The sequence below is a fragment of the Streptomyces sp. NPDC043680 genome (assembly GCF_056436685.1).
On record NZ_JBWKCE010000001.1, the window covers coordinates 22,584 to 44,458 of the forward strand.

The window sequence follows — 21,875 nt, forward strand, 5'->3', positions numbered from 1 at the left end:
CACTTGAGTTGGAGGCGAGTAGCCAGTGACACCGATCAGCCGCAGAGGGTTCGTGGGAATCGGCGCCGGGCTGGTGGCCGGGGCGGCACTGCCCGCGATCGCACCGGCTTCGGCGGCCGCGGCCGCCGCGACCGGCACGATCACCGATGTGAAGCACGTGGTGATCCTCATGCAGGAGAACCGCAGTTTCGACCACTACTTCGGCAGGCTGAAGGGTGTCCGCGGGTTCGGCGACCGCGCCGCAGGCAACATCCCGGGCGGCTGGGGCACCTTCAACCAGCCCAACTGGGGCGGCCGCCACTACCCGTGGAAGCTCTCCGCCACCCCGCCCGCCGGCGGGGCGGACGGCGAGACCCTGGCGCAGTGCAACGGGGACCTGCCGCACAGCTGGAGCTCGCAGCACGCCGCCTGGAACAAGGGCCGGATGGACAACTGGGTCCTCGGGGTGGGCAACACCCGCACGCTCGGCTACCTGGACCGGGGCGACATCCCCTTCCACTACGGGCTCGCCGACAACTACACGATCTGCGACGCGTACTTCTGCTCGACGCTGAGCGCGACCGGCCCGAACCGCACCTTCCTGTGGAGCGGCAAGGTCGACGCGGGCAGCAAGGACGGCGGCGACGAGTCCGGGCTGACCTGGGAGACGTACGCCGAGGCCCTCCAGCGGGCCGGCCTGAGCTGGAAGGTGTACCAGAACGCCCAGGACAACTACGGGGACAACGGCCTGGCCTACTTCAAGAAGTTCACGGACGCGGCTCCCGGCGATCCGCTGTGGGACCGCGGCATGGGCTCCGTCCCGCGGACCACCGGCTCCACCCCCGACGACATCGCGGCCGCGATCCGCGCGGACGTCGTCGCCGGCACGCTGCCACAGGTCTCCTGGGTCGTGGCGAACGAGGCCTTCTCGGAGCACCCGTACGCCCCGCCCGGCGACGGCGCGCACTTCGTGGACCTGGTCTACCGGGCGCTCTCCGCGAACCCGGAGGTCTTCGACTCCACCGTCCTCTTCCTCAACTACGACGAGAACGACGGCTTCTTCGACCACGTCGCGCCGCCGGTCGCCCCGCCGGGCACCCCGGGCGAGTACATCGACGGCGTGCCGATCGGACTCGGCTTCCGGGTGCCGATGCTGGTCATGTCCCCCTGGACGCGCGGCGGCTGGGTCAGCTCGGAGGTCTTCGACCACACCTCGGTGCTCCGCTTCATGGAGACGTGGACGACGGCGCTCGGCACGCCCGCGCTCTGCCCGAACATCAGCGCCTGGCGGCGCAGGGTGGTGGGCGACCTGACGGGCGTCTTCGACTTCGCGCACCCCGTGTACGGGGTGCCGTCCGGGCTGCCGTCCACCGCCAAGGTGATCGGCCAGTCGACCTGCGGCCCGCTGCCCAACCCGGCGCCGCAGGACAACGCCCTGCCGGCGCAGGAGCCGGGGACCCGGCCCGCGCGGGCCCTTCCGTACCAGGTGAACGGCAACCTGGACCGCTTCGAGTTCGGGGCGGCCGGCAAGATCCTGGCCTGGTTCTCGATGACCAACCAGGGCGCGGAGGCGAAGCGGGCGGCGCACTTCTCGATCCACCCGCACCAGTACCGCGACACGGCGGCCTGGCAGTACACGGTCGACCCGGGCGACACGTCGACGGACTACTTCAACATCGGGCTCGGCAGCGGCTCGGGCAAGTACGACATCTCGATGTACGGGCCGAACCGCTTCCTGCGGCGGTTCATCGGCGACGCGTCGAAGGCGGGCAAGGACATCGAGGTGGCGGCCCGCTTCGCGGTCGAGCCGGGCACGGGCAAGACCGCGGTCTACTTCAAGATGAGCAACAGGTCCTCGGCCGCGGTCACCTTCACCATCCGCTCGAACGCCTACCGGACGGACGGCCCGTGGACCTACACGGTCCCCGCGGGCTCCTCCCGGGAGGACTACTTCAACGCGGTGGCCTACAGCAACGGCTGGTACGACTTCACCATCCTGGCGGACAGCGACGGCACCTGGTCGCGCCGCTACACGGGCCACATCGAAACGGGCACCCCCAGCATCTCCGGCTGACCCGCCCCGGCCCGGCGGCCCGTCACCCCGAATGCCGCCGGGCCCCCTCGCCCCCGCCCCCCTGGGCCAGCCGCCCGCGCAGCCGCTCCACCGTCGCGGCGCCGAGCCCGGCTCCCGTCAGGTACGCCTCGGCGTCCAGCCACCGGGCCGCGTCGAGGGCGAGGGCGTGGACGGTGGTGCCGAGGCCGGTGACGTACTCCTCGATCACGCCGGCGTCGTACGGCCGCCCCTGGGCGGCGTACATCGCACGGACCCGGGGCTCGCTCAGGCCGTGGTCCGCGGCGATCTCCTCGGGAGTGGCCCCCGCCAGCCGCAGCAGGACCAGGGCGATGATCCCGGTGCGGTCGCGGCCGAGGCCGCAGTGGAAGGCCACTCCCCCGGCCGGCGCCTCGGCGACCGCCCGCACCACGGCGGCCACCCGGTCCGGGAACCGCTCCAGGAAGGGCCGGAAATAGGCGGGCGTCCCGAAACCCGGCGTACCCCACCAGTGGTCCCAGAAGTCCCGGTGCTCGATCCCGTCGAGCGGAATCCGGACCGTACGGACGCAGGCCGGGCGGGGTGAGCGGTCCACGTCGGCCTCGTCGTCGTTGCGCAGGTCCACCACGGTGCGTATGCCGTAGCCGGCCAGGGCGGCCCAGCCGCGGGCGGTGAGCGCGTCGAGCCGGTCCGCCCGGACCGCGGCCCCCCGGGCGACCCGCCCCAGTCCCCCCAGGTCGCGCACGTTGAAACAGCCGTCCCACTCCAGGAACCGACCCTTGCTCGTCATACCCACCCCTTGCCGGCACACCACGGACCGTGGTCACGACGAGCCGCGAACCCCGCCCGGTTCCGCGAACGTCCGCCCCGCCGCCCGCGGCCATCGGCGGCCGCGAGGCCTACGGGGCTTCGCGGAGGCGGGTCAGGAGGGTCATGAGGGTGTCCTGCTCGGCCGGGGTGAGCGGGGCGAGGAGCTCGGCGTTGGCGGCCTCCGCCAGGGCGGCGCAGCGGGTGAGCGCGGCCGTGCCCGCCGGTGTCACGGTGACGGCGTTCTTGCGGCGGTCGGCGGGGTCCGGGGCGCGGACCACGAGCCCCGCGGACTCCAGGTGGTTCAGGAGCCCGACCAGGTCCTTGGGGTCCATGGAAAGGCGGCGGCCCAGGTCGGCCTGGGCAAGGGGGCCGTATTCCGCCGTCGCCGCGAGGACCGCGTGATGCGGGAGCTTGAGCCCCTCGGTGGCCAGCGCTTCGGCGACCAGGCCCCGGCCCCGCGCGGCGACGCGGCCGGCGAGCCAGCTCGGCAGGGACTGGATGTGCCCGAGAGGGGAGGTCATGGCGCCACTCTAGCGAATTCGTTGGACTTCCCCACGATCTGGCATATCGTTGGGGCGTCCAATGAATTCCGTCCTGGGGAGGTCCTGTGCTGCGCATCCGCTACGAGGTCAACGGCGGGCCCGAGGTGCTGTTCGCCGAGGACGTCGCCGTCCCCGTGCCCGGCCCCGGGGAGGTGCTGGTCCGGGTGGAGGCGGTCGGCGTCACCCTGCCCACCGTCCGCAAGGTCCGCGAGGCCGCCGAGCCGGCCCACCTCGGCGGCGAGGTCGCCGGAACCGTCGAAGCCCTCGGGGAAGGCGTGAGCGGCTTCGCCCCCGGGGACCGCGTCACCGGGCTCTGCTTCGCGCACGGCTACGCCGAACACGCCGTCGTGCACGCTGCGATGCTTTCCCCGGTCCCCGACCGGGCGAGCGCCGTCGAGGCAGTCGCGCTGGTCCGCAGCGGGCTGGTGGCGCGCGGGGCGCAGGCGGCCGGACGGATCGAACCCGGTGACACGGTCCTGGTCACCGCCGCGGCCAGCGCGGTCGGCACGTACGCCCTCCAGTACGCCAGGGCCGCCGGCGCCGGGCGGGTCGTCGCCGCCGTCGGCAGCGCCGACAAGGCCGGCTTCGTCCGCGGCCTCGGCGCCGACGAGGTCGTGCTGTACGAGGAGTCCGCACAGTGGGGTCCGTACGACGTGGTCCTCGACGGGGTCGGCGGCGACCTGCTCGCCCCCGCCGTCCGGGCCCTGGCACCGGGCGGGCGCCTGGTGGCCTTCAGCTCCGGCGGCGGCACGGTGGAGGCGTACGAACTCCTGGTCCGCGGCGCCTCGGTGATCGGCTTCCAGATGGCGGCCATCGCCCGGGGCGAGCCGCAGCTGTACGAGCGCCGGCGGCGCGAGCAGTGGGAACTCCACCGGGCGGGCGCGCTGCGCATCACGGTGCACGACACGCTCCCGCTCGCCGAGGCCGCCGCGGCCCACCGGATCATCGAGGAGCGGCGCAACCTCGGCAAGGTGGTCCTGGTCCCCTGAGGCCTGGTCACCCGGGGGCAACTGGAACCGCCCCCGTTCCGGACTTGGGGGTACCGGGACGGGGGCGGGGCTCAGCGGGGCGGAGGTCAGCCCATGTGCGGGTAGGCGTAGTCCGTCGGCGCGACCAGGGTCTCCTTGATGGAGCGGGTCGAGGTCCAGCGCTGCAGGTTCGTCGCCGCGCCCGCCTTGTCGTTCGTACCCGAGGCGCGGCCGCCGCCGAAGGGCTGCTGGCCGACGACGGCGCCGGTCGACTTGTCGTTGATGTAGAAGTTGCCCGCCGCGAAGCGGAGCTTCTCCATCGCGTCCGCGGCCGCGTAGCGGTCGGCGGCGATGATCGAGCCGGTCAGCGCGTAGGCCGAGACGGACTCCATCTGCGCGAGCATCTCGTCGAACTTCTCGTCCTCGTAGACGTACACGGCGAGGATCGGGCCGAAGTACTCGGTCGTGAAGACCTCGTTCTCCGGGTCGGTGCACGCGATGACGGTCGGGCGGACGAAGTAGCCCTCCGAGTCGTCGTACGTGCCGCCCGCGATGATCGTGCAGGTCGGGTCGGCCTTGGCACGGTCGATGGCGGCCTTGTTCTTCGCGAACGAGCGCTCGTCGATCACGGCGCCGATGAAGTTCGACAGGTCGCGGACGTCACCCATGGTGATCCCGTCGACCTCGGCCGCGAAGGCCTCCTTGAAGCCGTCGTTCCAGATCGAGGCCGGGATGTAGGCGCGGGAGGACGCCGAGCACTTCTGGCCCTGGAACTCGAACGAGCCGCGGGTCAGCGCCGTCTTCAGGACCGCGCGGTCCGCGGAGGGGTGCGCGACGACGAAGTCCTTGCCGCCGGTCTCGCCGACCAGGCGCGGGTAGGACTTGTACTTCTCGATGTTGTTGCCGACCGTCTTCCACAGGTACTGGAAGGTCTTGGTCGAGCCGGTGAAGTGGATGCCCGCCAGCTCCGGGTGGTTCAGAGCCACCTCGGAGACGGCGATGCCGTCGCCCGTCACCAGGTTGATGACGCCCTTCGGCAGGCCGGCCTCCTCCAGCAGCTCCATCAGGAGGACGGCGGAGTGGGTCTGCGTCGGGGACGGCTTCCAGACGACCACGTTGCCCATGAGGGCGGGGGCGGTCGGCAGGTTGCCGGCGATGGCCGTGAAGTTGAACGGCGTGATCGCGTAGACGAAGCCCTCCAGCGGGCGGTGGTCGCTGCGGTTCCACACGCCGGCGGAGTTCGCGACCGGCTGCTCGGCCAGGATCTGGCGGGCGAAGTGCACGTTGAAGCGCCAGAAGTCGACGAGCTCGCACGGGGTGTCGATCTCGGCCTGCTGCGCGGTCTTCGACTGGCCCAGCATCGTCGAGGCGGCCATCTTCTCGCGCCACGGGCCGGACAGCAGCTCGGCGGCGCGCAGGATGATCGCCGCGCGGTCGTCGAAGGACATCGAGCGCCAGGCCGGGGCGGCGGCCAGGGCGGCGTCGATGGCGTCCTGCGCGTCGGCCTGGGTGGCGTTGGCGAAGGTGCCGAGCACGGACTTGTGGTCGTGCGGCTGGACCACGTCGAAGCGCTCACCGCCGCCCATCCGCTTGACGCCGTTGATGGTCATGGGCAGGTCGATCGGGTTCTCGGACAGCTGCTTGAGCTGCTCTTCGAGCCGCACGCGCTCGGCGCTGCCCGGGGCGTACGAGTGGACCGGCTCGTTGACCGGGGCGGGGACCTGGGTCACAGCATCCATGGGTCTGGTAACTCCTTGACCTTGTTCTTCGGACCTAGTTCTTGGTGATCATCGAGCGGAGGAAGAAGAGCAGGTTGGCGGGCTTCTCCGCGAGGCGCCGCATGAAGTAGCCGTACCAGTCCGTCCCGTACGCGGTGTAGACGCGCATGCGGTGTCCCTCGGCGGCCAGCCGCAGGTGCTCCTCGCTGCGGATGCCGTACAGCATCTGGAACTCGTACTCGTCCAGTTTGCGCCCGGCCTTGCGGGCGAGCTCCTGTCCGATGGCGATCAGGCGCGGGTCGTGGGACCCGATCATCGGGTAGCCCTCGCCGTCCATGAGGGTCTTCAGGATGCGGACGTACGCCTTGTCGATCTCGGTCTTGTCCTGGTAGGCGACCTCGGCGGGCTCCTTGTACGCGCCCTTCACGATCCGGACGCGGCTGCCGGCGGCGGCCAGGCGGCGGGCGTCGGCCTCCGTGCGGAAGAGGTACGCCTGGATCACGCAGCCGGTCTGCGGGAAGTCCCGGCGCAGTTCCTCGTGGATCGCGAACATCGAGTCGAGGGTGGTGTGGTCCTCGGCGTCCAGCGTGACCGTGGTACCGATCGCGGCGGCGGCCTCGACGACCGGGCGGACATTGGCGAGCGCGAGCTCGTGGCCGCCCTCCAGCGCCTGGCCGAACATCGACAGCTTGACCGACATCTCGGCCTTCTCACCCAGGCCCAGGTCGGCGAGGCGCTCGATGAGCTCCAGGTAGGCGTCACGCGCGGCGTGGGACTGCTCCACGGTGGTGATGTCCTCGCCCACCACGTCGAGGGTGACCTCCAGGCCCTTCTGCGTGAGGTCCCGGACGATCGGGATGACCTCGTCGACCGTCTCACCGGGGATGAACCGGTTCACCACGGGCTTGGTCACCGGGGCGGCGGAGACGATGCGGCGCATCTTCTCGCTGCGAGAAGCGGCAAGGATCGCGGGACCCAGCACGGGGCACCTCCAACAGGTGGCAGCAGCAGGCATACGGTTCCCGCGGGGGGTGGCCGGGGGCCGTAAGGAAAACGCATGTAAAACCACCGTGAAACCTAAGGATCGAGACGATCCTCTGCCATCGACAGCTGTCACGCATCCGTGCCGACGACCTCATACACATGTCTGAAGACGCGGCCGCGGGGTGGGAGAATGTCCGGGTGAAGGGCGATTACCAGGACCTGGTGGACGAGATCTCGGCGCTGCTCGGCGCCCCGGCGACGCTGGAGAACCGGGACTTCCGCCTCATCGCCTTCGGCGCACACGACAGCGACGACGATCTGGCGATGGACCCGGTGCGGACCCGCTCCATCCTGACCCGCCAGTCGACGGCGGCCGTGCGGGCCTGGTTCGAGGGCTTCGGCATCGCCCGCGCCACCGGGCCGGTGCGGATCCCGGCGGCGCCCGATGCGGGGGTCTTCCGGGGGCGGATCTGCCTGCCCGTGCGGTACCGCGGGATCGTCCAGGGGTACGTGTGGCTGCTCGACCGGGAGCCGGGACCCGGGCCGGAGGCCCTGGCCGCGGCCATGGAGGTGGCCGAGCGGATCGGGATCCTGCTCGCCGAGGAGGCGAAGGCGGGGGCGGACCTGTCCCGCGAGTTCCGGGCCGTGCTCACCGCCGGGCGCGGATGGCAGCACGACATGGCGGTGGCGGCCCTGCGGCTGGCGCTGGGCCCGGGGGCGGACGGGCTGCACACGGTGGTGTGCGTGGCGCCGTGGTCCGGGGAGGCTCCGGCGTCGGTCCCGGGGGCGGCGGCGGTATCACTGGTCCCGTGGCAGGGGCGCGCGCACGAGGACCAGCCGACCCGCGGTCCGGCCACCGGAGCCGCTGCCCGGGCGGGGGCCGTCGGCGGACCGGGAGCTGCTGCCGGAGCCCGGGCCGTCGCGCGCGGCGGCTCCGGGGCGGTCGCGCGGCCGGGGTCCGGGGCGCGGGCGGCGGCCGGGGCCGGCGGCGGAGTCGGGCCGTCGGCGGCAGAACCGTCGGGCGTGCCGGAGGCCGGGCAGGCGCTCGCCGTGCTGGTCCGGCTGCGCTCGGCGGACGTCCTGGCCCCTGCCGTGACCGCGGCGACCCGGCTGCTCGGGCCGGCCGCGCCGGCGGGGGCCCCGCGTACCGCGCCCACCGCCGGCATCGCCGAGCCGCGCAGGGGACTGGCGGAGCTCTCCGACGCCTGGGCCCAGGCCTCGGCGGCAGCGCGGGCCTCCGCGGCACAGTCCCGCCTCGGCCCGGTGGCGCGGTGGTCGGAGATCGGCCCGTACCGGATGCTGGCGGTGCTCGCGGCCGGCGAACCGGTGGACGACCCGGCCGCGCGGGCCCTGCTGGCCCCCGCGCACCGGGAACTGGCCCGTACCGCCGAGGTCTTCCTGGACTGCGCGGGCCAGGCGGGCCGGGCGGCGGCGGCCCTCGGCGTCCACCGCCAGACCCTGTACTACCGTCTGAACCGGGTGGAGCAGCTGACCGGCCTCGATCTGGACGAGGGCGAGGACCGCCTGCTGCTCCACATGGCGCTCAAGTCCGCCCGCCTGGCCTGAGGGAATCCGGGGCCGCCCTCGCGGGGGTGCGGCCCCGACGCCGACCGGGTCCCCGCGTCCGCCTACTGTGCGGCCGGGTCCGGCTCCGCCTGAGGTCGCGTCAGTGCCTGCGCCGCCTGCCGCATGCCCTCCGTGAACTCCTCCGGCGTGGCGGCCGACTCCGGATCGAACAGCCACTGGATCATCAGGCCGTTCAGCAGCGCCTGGTAGAAGGTGCCCAGGGTGCGGACGTCCCGTTCCGTCAGCTCCTCCTCGGGCCGTCCGGTGAACATCGCGATCATGCCCTTGCGCCCCTCCACCTGGGAGGCCGCGAGCATGCTCCGCAGATCGGGCAACCGATCCCCGCTCAAAGCCACCTCCAGGCTGGCCGCCCAGATCGGCCCCGCGCTCTCCTTCTGCGACAGGACCCCGTCCCAGACCGCACGGAAGCGCTCCAGCGAACCGCCCTCGCCGCCCAGGCCACTTTGGAACCCCTCCCCCCATTCCTGGATGAGCTCGATGAACGCCTGGGTGAGCAGGGCGTCCTTCGACCCGTAGTGGTAGCCGATCGACGCCAGGTTGGTGCCGGAAGCCTTCACGATGTCGCGCGCCGTGGTGCGCACGAACCCCTTGTCGACCAGGCACTGCTTGGCGCCTGCGAGCAGATCCTCACGATGTCCCATGCCGCCACGGTATCAAGACAGCCGTCCTAGACGACAGTTCTATACGCTCGTACTAGACATCCGTATAGAAGCCTTGTACCGTCCTGCCCATGACGAACTCCGCCGCACGTCTCGCCGGCCGCCGGGAATGGATCGCCTTCACCGTTCTGCTCCTGCCGCTGCTGTTGGTCTCGATGGACGTCTCCGTCCTCTACTTCGCCATCCCGGCGATCACCCGGGAGCTCGACCCGAGCGCCACCCAGCAGCTCTGGATCTTCGACAGCTACGCCTTCGCCCTCGCCGGACTGCTCATCACCATGGGTTCGCTCGGTGACCGGATCGGCCGGCGGAAACTGCTGCTGATCGGGGCGGCCGCCTTCGGACTCGCCTCCACGCTCGCCGCCTACGCCCCGAGCGCCGAACTGCTGATCCTGGCCCGCGTCCTGCTCGGCATCGGCGGCGCGACCCTGATGCCGTCCACGCTGGGCCTTGTCCGCAACCTCTTCCAGGACGCCGCGCAGCGCGGCCGGGCCATCGGCATCTGGTCCGCCGCCATGACCGGCGGCATCGCACTCGGCTCCGTGATGAGCGGCGTGATGCTGAACCACTTCTGGTGGGGCTCCGTCTTCCTGGTCAACGTGCCCGCCATGCTGCTCCTGCTGACCCTCGTCCCCGTGCTGGTGCCCGAGTTCAAGGACCCGGCGCCCGGCCGCTTCGACCTGCTGAGCGTGCCGCTGTCCATGGGCAGCGTGCTCCCCGTCGTGTACGGGCTGAAGGAGATCGCCGCCGAGGGGTGGTCCCCCGTCCGCGGCGCCTGCATCGCACTCGGCCTGCTCGTCGGGTTCGTCTTCGTCCGCCGCCAGCGCACCCGTGACGACGCCATGGTCAGCCGGGCCCTGTTCCGCAACCGCGGCTTCGGCGCCGGTATCCTCCTGAACACCATCGCGGCCTTCGCCATCATGGGCTCGGCCTACTTCACCACCCAGTACCTGCAGTCGGTGCTCGGCATGGGCACCCTGGAGGCCGCCCTGTGGAGCCTTGCCCCGTCGGTCGCCATCGGCGCTGCCGCCCCCCTCGCCGGCGTCGTCGCCCGCACCGTCGACCGCGCCTACGTCATCGGCGGCGGCTTCCTCATCGGCGCCGCCGGATTCACCCTGATCAGCCTGGTCGGATCCGACTCCCTGTGGCTGCTGCTCGTCGGCGCCGGAGTGCTGTCATCGGGCCTGGTCGTCGTCCTGTCGCTGGTCTCGGACATGGCCCTGGGGGCTGCCCCGGCCGAGAAGGCCGGTTCTGCCGCCTCCCTGCTGGAGACGGGTTCGGAGTTCGGCGGGGCGCTGGGCATGGCGGTCCTCGGCAGCCTCGGCACCGCCGTCTACCGCAGCGACCTGGCGGGGACCGAGCCCGCGGCCGTACGGGAGACCCTGGGCGGCGCGGTCGCCACCGCCCGGCAGCTCGGTGGCGAGGCGGGCGGGCAGCTGCTGGACCTGGCCCGGGACGCCTTCGTCCACGGCATGCAGTACGCGGCCTGGGGCGGCGCGGCCCTGCTGGTCGCGGCCGGTGGGCTGGCCGTGGCCCTGATGCGGGCGGCGGCCGCCCCGGCCGCCGGCCCCGGGGAACAGGCCGAGGAGATCGCGGCCGTCACGGTCTGACCGCCGTACGGGAACGCGAGAAGGGCCCGGGGTCTGACCCCGGGCCCTTCTCGCGATCCTGGCGCAGCTGTCACCCGAATGGTCAGGCAGGGCCGGCCATCAGGTGAGGCTGACCGTACGCGCCGAGACGGCGCCGATCTCGGCGGAGATCTCCGCGACCACGTTCACCGGCACCTCGGCGTCGACGGTGAGCACGCCGAGCGCCTCGCCACCCTCCTCGGCGCGGGCGACCTGCATGCCGGCGATGTTCAGACCGGCCTCGCCGAGGATGCGGCCGACGGTGCCGACCACGCCCGGGCGGTCGGTGTAGCGCAGCACCAGCATCTGGTCGGCGAGCGCCAGGTCCACGTCGTACTCGCCGATGCCGACGATCTTCTGGAGGTGCTTCGGGCCCGCGAGCGTGCCGGAGACCGAGACCTCCTGCCCGTCGGCCAGGGTGCCGCGCACGGTCACCACGTTGCGGTGGTCCGGGGACTCCGAGCTGGTGGTCAGGCGCACCTCGACACCGCGCTCCTGCGCGAACAGCGGAGCGTTGACGTAGGAGACCGTCTCGTCGACGACGTCCTCGAAGACGCCCTTGAGGGCGGAGAGCTCCAGCACCTTGACGTCGTGCTGGGTGATCTCGCCGCAGACCTCGACGTCGAGGCGGACCGCGACCTCGCCCGCGAGGGCGGTGAAGATGCGGCCGAGCTTCTCGGCGAGCGGCAGGCCGGGACGGACGTCCTCGGCGATGACGCCGCCCTGGACGTTGACCGCGTCCGGCACCAGTTCGCCGGCGAGCGCGAGGCGCACGGACTTGGCGACGGCGATGCCGGCCTTCTCCTGGGCCTCGTCCGTGGACGCGCCGAGGTGCGGGGTGCAGACGACCTGGTCGAGCTCGAAGAGCGGGGAGTCCGTGCAGGGCTCCTTCGCGTAGACGTCGAGGCCGGCGCCGGCGACCCGGCCCTCCTTGATCGCCGAGTACAGCGCGGCCTCGTCCACGATCCCGCCGCGGGCGGCGTTGACGATGCGGACGGACGGCTTCACCTTGTGCAGGGCCTCGTCCCCGATGAGACCGAGGGTCTCGGGGGTCTTGGGCAGGTGCACCGTGATGAAGTCGGCGACCTCCAGCAGCTCGTCCAGCGCCAGCATCTTGACGCCCATCTGGGCGGCACGCGCCGGCTGTACGTAGGGGTCATAGGCGACGATCTTCATCCCGAAGGCCGACATGCGCTGGGCCACCAGGACGCCGATGCGGCCGAGGCCGACGACACCGAGGGTCTTCTCGCTGAGCTCGACGCCCGTGTACTTGTTCCGCTTCCACTCGCCGTTCTTCAGGGCGGTGTTGGCCTGCGGAATGTTGCGGGCGGAGGCGACGAGCAGGCCGCAGGCGAGCTCGGCGGCGGTGACGATGTTGGAGGTCGGGGCGTTCACGACCATCACGCCGGCCTTGGTCGCGGACGAGACGTCGACGTTGTCCAGGCCGACGCCGGCGCGGGCGACCACCTTCAGCTTCCTGGCGGCCGCGATGGCCTCCGCGTCGACCTTGGTCGCGGAGCGCACCAGGATGGCGTCGACGTCCACGATCGCGGGGAGCAGCTCCGCGCGGTCGGCGCCGTTGCAGTGCCGGATCTCGAAGTCCGGGCCGAGCGCCTCGACGGTGGCGGGCGACAGCTCTTCGGCGATGAGTACGACAGGTTTCGAGCTCACGTGGGTCCTCACAAGTCCAGTGCGGACGGCCGTCCCGACGGCCGCAGGCGGTGGAGGGGGTAGCCGCGTGGAAGACGCACGACACTGTGGGCCTGACGCGTTGTATTCAGCAGTCTAGTGGTGCAGCCGGGCCGGGATTCCGCCTGTACGGAAGGATCACCCGTCCGGGGTTGGCCGGGGTGGACAAGCGGCCCGCGGGGGGCCGGGACGGCATACCGTCCCGACCCCCCGTACGGATCAGCTCTCGTCGTTGTCGACCCAGCTCATGAGCTTGCGGAGCTTCTTGCCGGTGGTCTCCAGCAGGTGCTCCGAGTCGGCCTTCTTGTACTCGTTGTACTTCGGCAGGCCGGCCTTGTACTCGGCCATCCAGGTGTTCGCGAACTCACCGCTCTGGATCTCCGCGAGGACCTTCTTCATCTCGGCCTTGGTGGCGTCGGTGATGATGCGGGGGCCGGTGATGTAGTCGCCCCACTCGGCGGTCTCCGACACCGACCAGCGCATCTTCTCCAGACCGCCCTCGTACATCAGGTCCACGATCAGCTTCAGCTCGTGCAGGCACTCGAAGTACGCGATCTCCGGCTGGTAACCGGCCTCGGTCAGCGTCTCGAAACCGGCCTTGACCAGCGCGGAAGCGCCACCGCACAGGACCGCCTGCTCGCCGAAGAGGTCGGTCTCGGTCTCCTCGGTGAAGGTGGTCTTGATGACGCCGGCCCGCGTGCCGCCGATACCGGCCGCGTAGGAGAGGGCGAGGGCGAAGGCGTTGCCGGAGTGGTCCTGCTCGACGGCGGCGATGCAGGGCACGCCGCGGCCTTCCTCGTACTGGCGGCGGACCAGGTGGCCCGGGCCCTTGGGGGCGACCAGGGCGACGTCCACGTTGGCCGGGGGCTTGATGAAGCCGTAGCGGACGTTGAAGCCGTGGCCGAAGAAGAGCGCGTCGCCGTCCTTGAGGTGGTCCTTGATGGACTCCTCGTAGATCTCGGCCTGCAGCGGGTCCGGGGTCAGGATCATGATGACGTCGGCCCACTCGGCGGCCTCGGCCACCGGGACGACCGTCAGGCCCTGCTCCTCGGCCTTCGCCTTGGACTTCGAGCCCTCCTTCAGACCGACCTTGACGTCCACACCCGAGTCACGCAGCGACAGCGCGTGGGCGTGGCCCTGGCTGCCGTAGCCGATGACAGCGACCTTGCGGCCCTGGATGATGGACAGGTCGGCGTCGTTCTCGTAGAACAGCTCGGCCACTGGGATATCTCCTTGGTGCGCTGGTGTTGCTCCCACCGTACGGCGGGGAACGTAGAGGAAGTTTCTTGGTCTCGCCATGCGAGAGGCAACGCGACGGGGCGGTGCCGGTCAGGCTCTTCGATCGGGCGCTCGGGCCGAACGCCCGGCTCAGGCGCTGCGGTCGAGGGCGCGCAGGCTGCGGTCCGTGATGGACCGTCCGCCACGCCCTATGGCGATCGTGCCGGACTGCACGAGCTCCTTGATGCCGAAGGGCTCCAGCATCTTGAGCATCGCGCCGAGCTTGTCGGATCCGCCGGTCGCCTCGATGGTGACGGCCTCCGGGGAGACGTCGACCGTCTTGGCGCGGAACAGCTGGACGATCTCGATGATCTGGGAGCGGGTCTCGTTGTCGGCCCGGACCTTCACCAGAACGAGTTCGCGCTCGATCGCGTGGTGCGGCTCCAGCTCGACGATCTTAAGCACGTTGACCAGCTTGTTGAGCTGCTTGGTCACCTGCTCCAGCGGGAGGTCCTCGACATTCACGACGATGGTGATGCGGGAGATGTCGGGGTGCTCGGTGACGCCGACCGCGAGGGAGTCGATGTTGAACCCGCGGCGGGAGAACAGCGCGGCGATCCGGGCCAGGATGCCGGGCGTGTTCTCGACCAGGACGGAGAGCGTGTGCTTGGACATGTGAGTCGTTCTCTCTCTCAGGCTCTCTCGGCTCAGTCGTCTTCGTTGTCGCCGAAGTCGGGGCGGACGCCCCGGGCTGCCATGACCTCGTCGTTGGAGGTGCCGGCGGCGACCATCGGCCACACCATGGCGTCCTCGTGGACGATGAAGTCGATGACGACCGTGCGGTCGTTGATCGCGTTGGCCTCGGCGATGACCTTGTCCAGGTCCGCGGGGTCCTCGCAGCGCAGCGCCACGCAGCCCATGGCCTCGGACAGCTTGACGAAGTCGGGGACGCGTGTGCCCTTGCGGGGGGCGGTGGACTCGCCGAGCTGGGAGCCGACCGTCTCGTGGCCGGTCTCGTCGGCGTGCAGCACGGTGTTGGAGTAGCGCTGGTTGTAGAAGAGGGTCTGCCACTGGCGGACCATCCCCAGCGCGCCGTTGTTGATGATCGCGACCTTGATCGGGATGTTGTTCAGCGCACAGGTGACCAGCTCCTGATTGGTCATCTGGAAACAGCCGTCACCGTCGATCGCCCACACCGTGCGCTCCGGCCGGCCCACCTTGGCACCCATCGCGGCCGGAACCGCATAGCCCATGGTTCCGGCGCCGCCGGAGTTCAGCCAGGTGCGGGGCTCCTCGTAGTTGACGAAGTGTGAGGCCCACATCTGGTGCTGGCCGACGCCGGCCGCGTAGATGGTGTGCTCCGGGGCGAGCTCGCCGATGCGCTGGATGACCTGCTGCGGCGAGAGCATGCCGTCGGCGGGGGTCTCGTAGCCGAGCGGGTAGGTCTCGCGCCAGCGGTTGAGGTCCTTCCACCAGGCCGAGTAGTCCCCCGCATGCCCTTCGGTGTGCTCCGCCTGGACCGCCTGGATCAGATCCGCGATCACCTCCCGCGCATCACCCACGATCGGGACGTCGACCTCGCGGTTCTTGCCGATCTCCGCCGGATCGATGTCCGCGTGGATGACCTTCGCGAACGGCGCGAAACTGTCCAGCTTGCCCGTCACCCGGTCATCGAAACGAGTCCCCAGCGCGATCAGCAGGTCCGACTTCTGCAGTGCCGTCACCGCCGTGACCGCCCCGTGCATACCCGGCATCCCCACATGCAGCGGATGACTGTCGGGGAAAGAACCCAACGCCATCAGCGTCGTGGTGACCGGGACGCCCGTCAGCTCCGCCAGCACCTTCAGCTCCGCCGTCGCCCCGGACTTCATCACCCCGCCGCCGACGTACAACACCGGGCGCTTGGCCTGGCAGATCAGCTTCGCCGCCTCACGGATCTGCTTCGCGTGCGGCTTGGTCACCGGCCGATACCCCGGCAGGTCCAGGCTCGGCGGCCAGGCGAAGACCGTCTTCGCCTGCAGCGCGTCCTTGGCGATGTCCACCAGGACCGGACCCGGACGGCCCGTGGAAGCGATGTGGAACGCCTCCGCGATCGTCTTCGGAATGTCCTCGGCCCTGGTCACCAGGAAGTTGTGCTTGGTGATCGGCATCGTGATGCCGACGATGTCCGCCTCCTGGAAGGCATCCGTACCGATCGCCTTCGACGAGACCTGACCGGTGATCGCGACCAGCGGGACCGAGTCCATGTGCGCGTCCGCGATCGGCGTCACCAGGTTCGTGGCACCCGGGCCGGAGGTCGCCATACAGACGCCGACCTTGCCCGTGGCCTGCGCGTAACCGGTCGCGGCATGACCCGCACCCTGCTCGTGCCGCACCAGGATGTGACGCACCCGGGTGCTGTCCATCATCGGGTCGTACGCCGGAAGGATGGCACCCCCCGGAATACCGAACACGGTGTCACACCCCACCTCTTCGAGAGAGCGGATGAGGGACTGCGCACCCGTGACGTGCTCAACTGCGGCGGACGGCTGTCCGCCGGAACGGGGCCGCGGCTGCGGATGGTGGGCCCCGGTGGCCTGCTCGGTCATCGGCATTCTCTTCTCGAAGCTGAGGGTTTTACGCGGATTCGAAGGTGTGCCAGTGCAACAAAAAACCCCTCGTGCCGGTGGGCAAGCGAGGGGAGCGCGTCGGGTTCGTAGAGCGGGGACATGCAGGTCCCAGCGTCAGCCGACGCGCTTTCCAAGTACGAGAATTCGGGTGCGCATGGCATTGACCCTCCCTCCGGCGGGAGGGGGATGTCAAGTGGGTGGGACGGGCGTCTCATTATGTGAGCCTCTGCGCATGGCCATCGAGCCACTGGACGAGCCACCGGCCAAGGCGGGCTGGGCCGCCCCGCCCGGTACTGGGAACGTACCGCGCACCAGCGCCCGCCGCAGCCTGTACTCGTCGAGCGGGCCGGAAAAAGCCAGTCCCTGGCCATGAGTGCACCCCATTGCACGCAGTGCCGTGACCTGTTCGGGCAGGTCCGCCCCGTCGGCCACGGACTGCATGCCCAGGTCGTTTGCGATGCGCAACAGGCCTGCGGTGATCTTGTGGAGGCGGGCGGATTCGACCACCCCTTCGACCAGGCTGCGGTCGAGCTTCAGGATGTCCACCGGAAGGCGGCGCAGGGCGCTGATGGCCGCGTAGCCGCTGCCGAAGCCGTCCAGGGCGATCAGCACCCCGAGCCGGCGCAGGGCCGCGAGACGCCGCTCCAGCTCCTCGAAGGGGACCCTGGGGTCGCTGTCCGCCAGCTCGATCATCAGGGCCCCGGCGGGCAACCCGTGCCGGTTGAGCACGGCTTCCACGGAGCCGAGCGGCATGGACCGGTCCAGCAGCCTCCGGGCGCTCATCCGGACGGCCACGGGCACGTCGTGTCCGAGCCGGTGCCGCTCGGCCGCCTGCCCCACGGCCTCCTCCAGCAGCCAGCGCCCCAGCTCCGCCGTGCGGGAGGAGGTCCCGGGGCCGGGGGCGTCCGGCCGCGGCGGCGCACCCTCGCTGAACTCGGCCACCCGGAGGAATTCCGCCGGGGTGAACAGGATCCCCTGACCGGAACGCCAGCGGGCCTGCGCGGCGACGGCCGTGACGGCGCCGGTGGCGAGCGAGACCACGGGCTGGTGCAGTAGGGCGAACTCTCCCTCGTGGAGCGCGCTGCGCAGCCGCCCCGCCAGCTCGGCCTTCCGTACGACCTCGGCCTGCATCTGCGGCGCGTAGAGCTCGACGCGGTCCTTGCCGCCCGCCTTGGCCCGGTACATCGCGAGATCCGCGTTGCGCATCAGCTCCGAAGGGGTGATGCCCTGGTCGGCGAAGGCCACGCCGATGCTCGCGGCCACCCGGACCTCGTGGCCCGCGACCCGGTAGGGCTGGGCCAGCGTGGTGCGCAGCCGGTCCGCGATCTCGTGGACCTGGTACTCGCGGGCGCTGCGGTCCCGGCTGCCGTCACCGAGGATCAGGGCGGCGAACTCGTCCCCGCCGAGGCGGGCGGCCGTGTCCCCGGCCCGCACCGAGTCCTGGAGGCGGCGCCCGGCCTCGACCAGCAGTTCGTCGCCGGCCTGGTGGCCGATGGAGTCGTTGACCGCTTTGAACCCGTCGAGGTCGATGAACAGCACGGCGGTGCTGTGGTCTCCGGCCCGGCGCCCGGTCAGGGCCTGGCGGACCCGGCGGGTGAACAGCGCCCGGTTGGGCAGGTCGGTCAGCGGATCGTGCTCGGCGCTGTGCAGGAGCTGCGCCTGGAGACGGACCCGCTCGGTGACGTCGCGGCTGTTGAGGATGAGGCCGCCCTGGTGGCGGTTGACGGTGGACTCCACATTGAGCCATTCACCGCTGCCGGACTTGAAGCGGCACTCGATGCGGGTGGTCGGCTCCTCGGCGGGCGGGGAGGCGAGGAAGCGGCGTACCTCGTGCACCACCCGGCCCAGGTCGTGGGGGTGGATCAGGGTGGCCAGCTCGGTGCCCACCAGCTCCTCGGCCTCCCGGCCGTAGACCCCGGCGGCGGCGGGGCTCACGTAGCGCAGGGTGCCGGTGGGCGCGGCGATCATGATCACGTCGCTGGACCCCTGGACCAGGGAGCGGAAGTGGTTCTCCTTCTGGGCCAGTTCCTGGGTCAGCGCGATGTTGTCGAGGAGCATGATGCCCTGGCGGATCACGAGGGCCAGCACGACCGTGCAGCCCGTGAAGACCACCACCCGGTCGACCTTCCGGCCGTCCACCACGTTGTAGAGGATGCCCAGGGTGCAGACGGCGGCCGCCAGGTACGGGGTGAGGGCGGGCAGCGAGCCCGTGATGGGGCGGCTGACCGGGCGGTCGAGCAGCGGGCGGGCGGGGGCGCCGGGAGCCGGCTGCATGCGCCGGGCCCCCCAGGGGGCGTACGCGAGCAGCAGCGAGCCGGCGAACCAGCCGGCGTCGAGCAGTTGCCCCGACTGGTAGCCCGCGCTGAACAGCGGCGAGGTGAACAGCGCGTCGCTGAGGACGGTCAGGGCGAGGGCCGCGATCGCGGTGTTGACGGCCGAGCGGTTGGTCTCGGAGCGCCGGAAGTGCAGGACGAGCACCATCGAGACGAGCGCGATGTCCAGCAGCGGATAGGCGAGGGAGAGGGCGGCCCGCGGGACGCTGCCCGGGGCGCCGGACTGGGCGGTCCGGGCCGTGTGGGCGAGGGCCAGGCTCCAGGAGAGGGTGAGCAGGGAGCCGCCGATGAGCCAGGAGTCGAGCCCGAGGCAGACCCAGCCCGCTCGGGTGACCGGGCGTTTGGCGAGGACGAGCAGGCCCACGATGGCGGGCGGGGCGAAGCACAGGAAGGCGAAGTCGGCGAGCGAGGGCTTGGGCACGGCCTCGCCGAGGATCACCTCGTACCAGCCCCAGATGGCGTTGCCGCAGGCTCCCATCAGGGAGGAGAACGCGAAGAGCAGCCAGGCGGGCCGCTCACGGCTGTCGATCGCCCGCGCATAGCCATAGCAGGAGACGGCGGCGAGCAGAGCCGCCGCACTGAGCCCGAAGTCGCCCATGACCTCGGCGACTTCCTCGGAGCCCCAGCCGAGGGCGGCGCCGACGGCGTACCCCCCGCCGACCACGGCGAGCAGGAGCTGCATCGCCAGGCTCCTGCCCCCGCCCGGGACCGGCGGCCGGGCCAGCAGCGCCGCCCCCGGCGCACTCACCGGCCCCCCTCGCTGGCTGGTGGCGCACCCCATCGTCGCCTCCGGCGGCTGTGCCGCATCGGATCCTTCGTCCATTGGCCGTGCATCGCCCGTCGCCCCCCAAAGTGTCCGATCACTCCCCAGCGCCAGACGTTCGTGGCGCAGCCCCTTGTTCCGGACGATACACCACTTTCGTCACTCAGGGACATAGATGCTCTACTCTCCGTTACCAGGCGGGGAGTTGTGACCACTGGGTGCACTCGGACGGATGCGGAGCGTGTGCGTGCGTGACCTAGGGGGTGATCAGGACGGTGTTCTCCACGGGCTCCCCCGCGGCGAACCGGGAGAGCTGGCGCGCCAGCAGGCGCTTCGCCCGCGGCTCGAACGCCGAGCTGGCTCCGCCCACATGAGGCGTGATCAGGACCTGCGGAGCGTGCCAGAGCGGATGTCCGGCGGGCAGCGGCTCCGGGTCGGTGACGTCGAGGGCCGCGCGCAGCCGGCCCGACTCCAGTTCCGCCAGGAGGGCCGGGGTGTCGACGACGGGTCCGCGGGCCACGTTGACGAGCAGGGCCCCGTCCTTCATCCGGCCGAGGAAGTCTGCGCCGGCCAGGCCGCGCGTCGTGTCGGTCAGCGGGGTGGAGAGGATGACCACGTCGGCATGCGGCAGCAGTCGCGCCAGGTCGGCGAGGGCGTGGACCGGTCCGCGCGCGGTGGTGCGCGCGGAGCGTGCCACCCGTGTGATCCGCGCGCATTCGAAGGGGGCGAGCCGGTCCTCGATGGCGGCGCCGATGGATCCGTATCCGACGATCAGCACGGACTTGTCGGCCAGGGCGTCGTAGAAGCCGTAACGCCACTCCTCCCGGTCCTGGCCGCGCACGATGCCCGGGATGCCGCGCAGCGAGGCGAGGGTGAGGGTGAGCGCCAGCTCCGCGGTACTGGCCTCGTGCACGCCGCGGGCGTTGCACAGGCGGATGCCGGGGCGCAGGCCGCCGAGGCCGCCCGGTCCGCCGACGAGGGCGTCGATGCCCGCGGTCAGTGTCTGGATCACCTGCAGGTCCGGCATCGCCGCCAAGGGCCGCAGGGTGGTCTCGGGGGACTTCATGTAGGGGGTGACGTAGAAGACGCAGGCGGCCGGATCGGCCGGGAAGGTCTCCTCGCCGTCCCAGTGGCGGTAGTGGAAGGAGTCGGGAAGGCCCTCGACCTCCTCGGCGGGGAACGGGAGCCACACGTCCGCGGTCTTTGCAGTCATGATCACGAGGCTATGCCAAGGGATCCTGATCAAGCCGTTAGTTTGGTGCCGAGCGGGAGGGGACGCACGGGTGGAGCGCAGGGCGATCGGGGCAGGGGCGCTGGCGGTGGGCGCCGTCGGGCTCGGGTGCATGCCGATGAGCTGGGCCTACGCCCCGTCGCGGCGCCGCGGCGAGGACTCGCTGGCCACCGTGCACACGGCCCTGGACCTGGGGGCGAACCTGCTGGACACGGCCGACATGTACGGGCCGTTCACCAATGAGCTGCTGCTCGGACGGGTACTGCGCGAGCGGCGTTCGGAGGCGTTCGTGTCGGCCAAGGTGGGGCTGCGGGCCGGGGAGCAGCACGTCGTGGCCGACGGGCGGCCCGGATATCTGCGGCGGGCATGCGATGCCTCGCTGCGGCGGCTGCGGACGGACGTCATCGACCTCTACCAGCTGCACCGGGTGGATCCGGAGGTTCCGGTCGAGGAGTCCTGGGGGGCGATGGCGGAGCTGGTGAGTGCCGGGAAGGTGCGGGCGCTGGGGTTCTGTGCGCTGGGCGCGGGAGCCGGGCCCGGGGCCGGGCGGCGCGGGGACCGGAACTATGCAGTGACGTTGCGGCATCTGGAGCGGGTGCAGCAGGTGTTCCCCGTGAGCGCGGTGCAGGCGGAGCTGTCGGTGTGGTCGCCGGAGGCGGTGCGCACGCTGCTGCCGTGGTGTGCGGCGCGGGGCGTGGGGTTCCTGGCGGCGATGCCGCTGGGCAGCGGGTTCCTGACGGGGACGCTCACGCCGGGCGAGGGCTTCGAGTGGGAGGACGTACGGGCGCGGCATCCGCGGTTCACGGCGGAGTCGATGGCGGCGAACCAGGTGCTGGTGGCGGGGCTGCGCCGGGTGGCCCGGCGGCACGGGGCCGGGGTGACGGCGGCGCAGGTGGCGCTGGCGTGGGTGCTGGCGCAGGGGCCGCAGGTGGTGCCGGTGCCGGGGGCCGACCGGGCGCGGTGGGCGGCGGAGAACGCGGGGGCGGCGCGGGTGCGGCTCACGGCCGGTGACCTGGCGGAGATCGCGGCGCTGCCGTCCGCGGTGGGAGCCTGGGACTGACGGAACAACCACTCGATCGGGTGTACGAGTGGTGGAACTTCGGGAAG

Annotated in this window: 16 protein-coding genes; 5 read left to right on the forward strand and 11 right to left on the reverse strand. The window is 71.4% G+C overall.

The genetic code is table 11. The features are described from left to right. Window positions 1–25: 25 nt before the first annotated feature. On the forward strand, window positions 26–2,053 hold the full coding sequence (locus AC0666_RS00105; RefSeq protein ID WP_478706829.1) for a phosphocholine-specific phospholipase C: 2,028 nt from the start codon (window positions 26–28) through the stop codon (window positions 2,051–2,053). A gap of 22 nt (window positions 2,054–2,075) precedes the next feature. Here the strand turns inward: AC0666_RS00105 and AC0666_RS00110 are convergent, their stop codons facing one another. Both AC0666_RS00110 and AC0666_RS00115 read right to left on the reverse strand, forming a co-directional pair. Continuing rightward, window positions 2,076–2,819 carry a tyrosine-protein phosphatase gene (locus AC0666_RS00110; protein WP_478706830.1) on the reverse strand — a complete coding sequence of 248 codons (744 nt, stop codon included), beginning with the start codon at window positions 2,817–2,819 and terminating at the stop codon, window positions 2,076–2,078. A 109-nt stretch (window positions 2,820–2,928) separates the two neighbouring features. Next, a complete protein-coding gene (locus tag AC0666_RS00115; RefSeq protein WP_478706831.1) occupies window positions 2,929–3,360 on the reverse strand; it encodes a MarR family winged helix-turn-helix transcriptional regulator in 432 nt (143 codons plus the stop codon). 86 nt (window positions 3,361–3,446) lie between these two features. On the opposite strand from AC0666_RS00115, the gene AC0666_RS00120 reads away from it, so the two are divergent. Continuing rightward, window positions 3,447–4,370, forward strand: a complete 924-nt coding sequence (locus AC0666_RS00120) for a quinone oxidoreductase family protein (protein ID WP_478706832.1) — start codon at window positions 3,447–3,449, stop codon at window positions 4,368–4,370. A gap of 86 nt (window positions 4,371–4,456) precedes the next feature. On the opposite strand, the gene pruA is transcribed toward AC0666_RS00120, so the two are convergent. Next, window positions 4,457–6,088: an L-glutamate gamma-semialdehyde dehydrogenase gene (gene pruA, locus AC0666_RS00125; protein WP_468581268.1), complete on the reverse strand. Its 1,632-nt coding sequence runs from the start codon at window positions 6,086–6,088 to the stop codon at window positions 4,457–4,459. Between the two features lie 34 nt (window positions 6,089–6,122). Beyond that, a complete protein-coding gene (locus tag AC0666_RS00130; protein ID WP_361717466.1) occupies window positions 6,123–7,049 on the reverse strand; it encodes a proline dehydrogenase family protein in 927 nt (308 codons plus the stop codon). Window positions 7,050–7,249: 200 nt separating this feature from the next. Here AC0666_RS00130 and AC0666_RS00135 point away from each other — a divergent pair, with 200 nt between their 5' ends. Next, a complete protein-coding gene (locus AC0666_RS00135) occupies window positions 7,250–8,617 on the forward strand; it encodes a PucR family transcriptional regulator (RefSeq protein ID WP_478706981.1) in 1,368 nt (455 codons plus the stop codon). 62 nt (window positions 8,618–8,679) lie between these two features. Here the strand turns inward: AC0666_RS00135 and AC0666_RS00140 are convergent, their stop codons facing one another. Next, window positions 8,680–9,279, reverse strand: coding sequence for a TetR/AcrR family transcriptional regulator (locus AC0666_RS00140; RefSeq protein ID WP_468963400.1), 600 nt, complete (start codon window positions 9,277–9,279; stop codon window positions 8,680–8,682). 89 nt (window positions 9,280–9,368) lie between these two features. Here AC0666_RS00140 and AC0666_RS00145 point away from each other — a divergent pair, with 89 nt between their 5' ends. Then, entirely contained in the window at window positions 9,369–10,907 is a 1,539-nt protein-coding gene (locus tag AC0666_RS00145) for an MFS transporter (RefSeq protein ID WP_468963399.1), read from the forward strand. 99 nt (window positions 10,908–11,006) lie between these two features. Here AC0666_RS00145 and serA read toward each other — a convergent pair whose 3' ends face one another. The 6 genes from serA to AC0666_RS00175 form a co-directional block, all read right to left on the reverse strand. Beyond that, window positions 11,007–12,596: a phosphoglycerate dehydrogenase gene (gene serA, locus AC0666_RS00150; RefSeq protein WP_468581273.1), complete on the reverse strand. Its 1,590-nt coding sequence runs from the start codon at window positions 12,594–12,596 to the stop codon at window positions 11,007–11,009. A 237-nt stretch (window positions 12,597–12,833) separates the two neighbouring features. Further along, complete coding sequence (gene ilvC / locus AC0666_RS00155) at window positions 12,834–13,835, reverse strand: ketol-acid reductoisomerase (protein ID WP_468963398.1); 1,002 nt, start codon at window positions 13,833–13,835, stop codon at window positions 12,834–12,836. A gap of 147 nt (window positions 13,836–13,982) precedes the next feature. Further along, window positions 13,983–14,507 carry an acetolactate synthase small subunit gene (gene ilvN, locus AC0666_RS00160; protein ID WP_468963397.1) on the reverse strand — a complete coding sequence of 175 codons (525 nt, stop codon included), beginning with the start codon at window positions 14,505–14,507 and terminating at the stop codon, window positions 13,983–13,985. A gap of 32 nt (window positions 14,508–14,539) precedes the next feature. Beyond that, a complete protein-coding gene (locus tag AC0666_RS00165) occupies window positions 14,540–16,426 on the reverse strand; it encodes an acetolactate synthase large subunit (protein WP_468581275.1) in 1,887 nt (628 codons plus the stop codon). A 204-nt stretch (window positions 16,427–16,630) separates the two neighbouring features. Continuing rightward, the gene (locus AC0666_RS00170; protein WP_468963396.1) at window positions 16,631–19,522 is read right to left on the reverse strand and encodes a putative bifunctional diguanylate cyclase/phosphodiesterase; all 2,892 of its coding nucleotides are present in this window, start codon (window positions 19,520–19,522) and stop codon (window positions 16,631–16,633) included. A gap of 271 nt (window positions 19,523–19,793) precedes the next feature. Then, window positions 19,794–20,750 (reverse strand): 2-hydroxyacid dehydrogenase, encoded by a 957-nt coding sequence (locus tag AC0666_RS00175; RefSeq protein ID WP_468963395.1) that lies wholly within the window; start codon window positions 20,748–20,750, stop codon window positions 19,794–19,796. A 70-nt stretch (window positions 20,751–20,820) separates the two neighbouring features. Here AC0666_RS00175 and AC0666_RS00180 point away from each other — a divergent pair, with 70 nt between their 5' ends. Further along, entirely contained in the window at window positions 20,821–21,828 is a 1,008-nt protein-coding gene (locus AC0666_RS00180) for an aldo/keto reductase (protein ID WP_468963394.1), read from the forward strand. Window positions 21,829–21,875 lie beyond the last annotated feature (47 nt).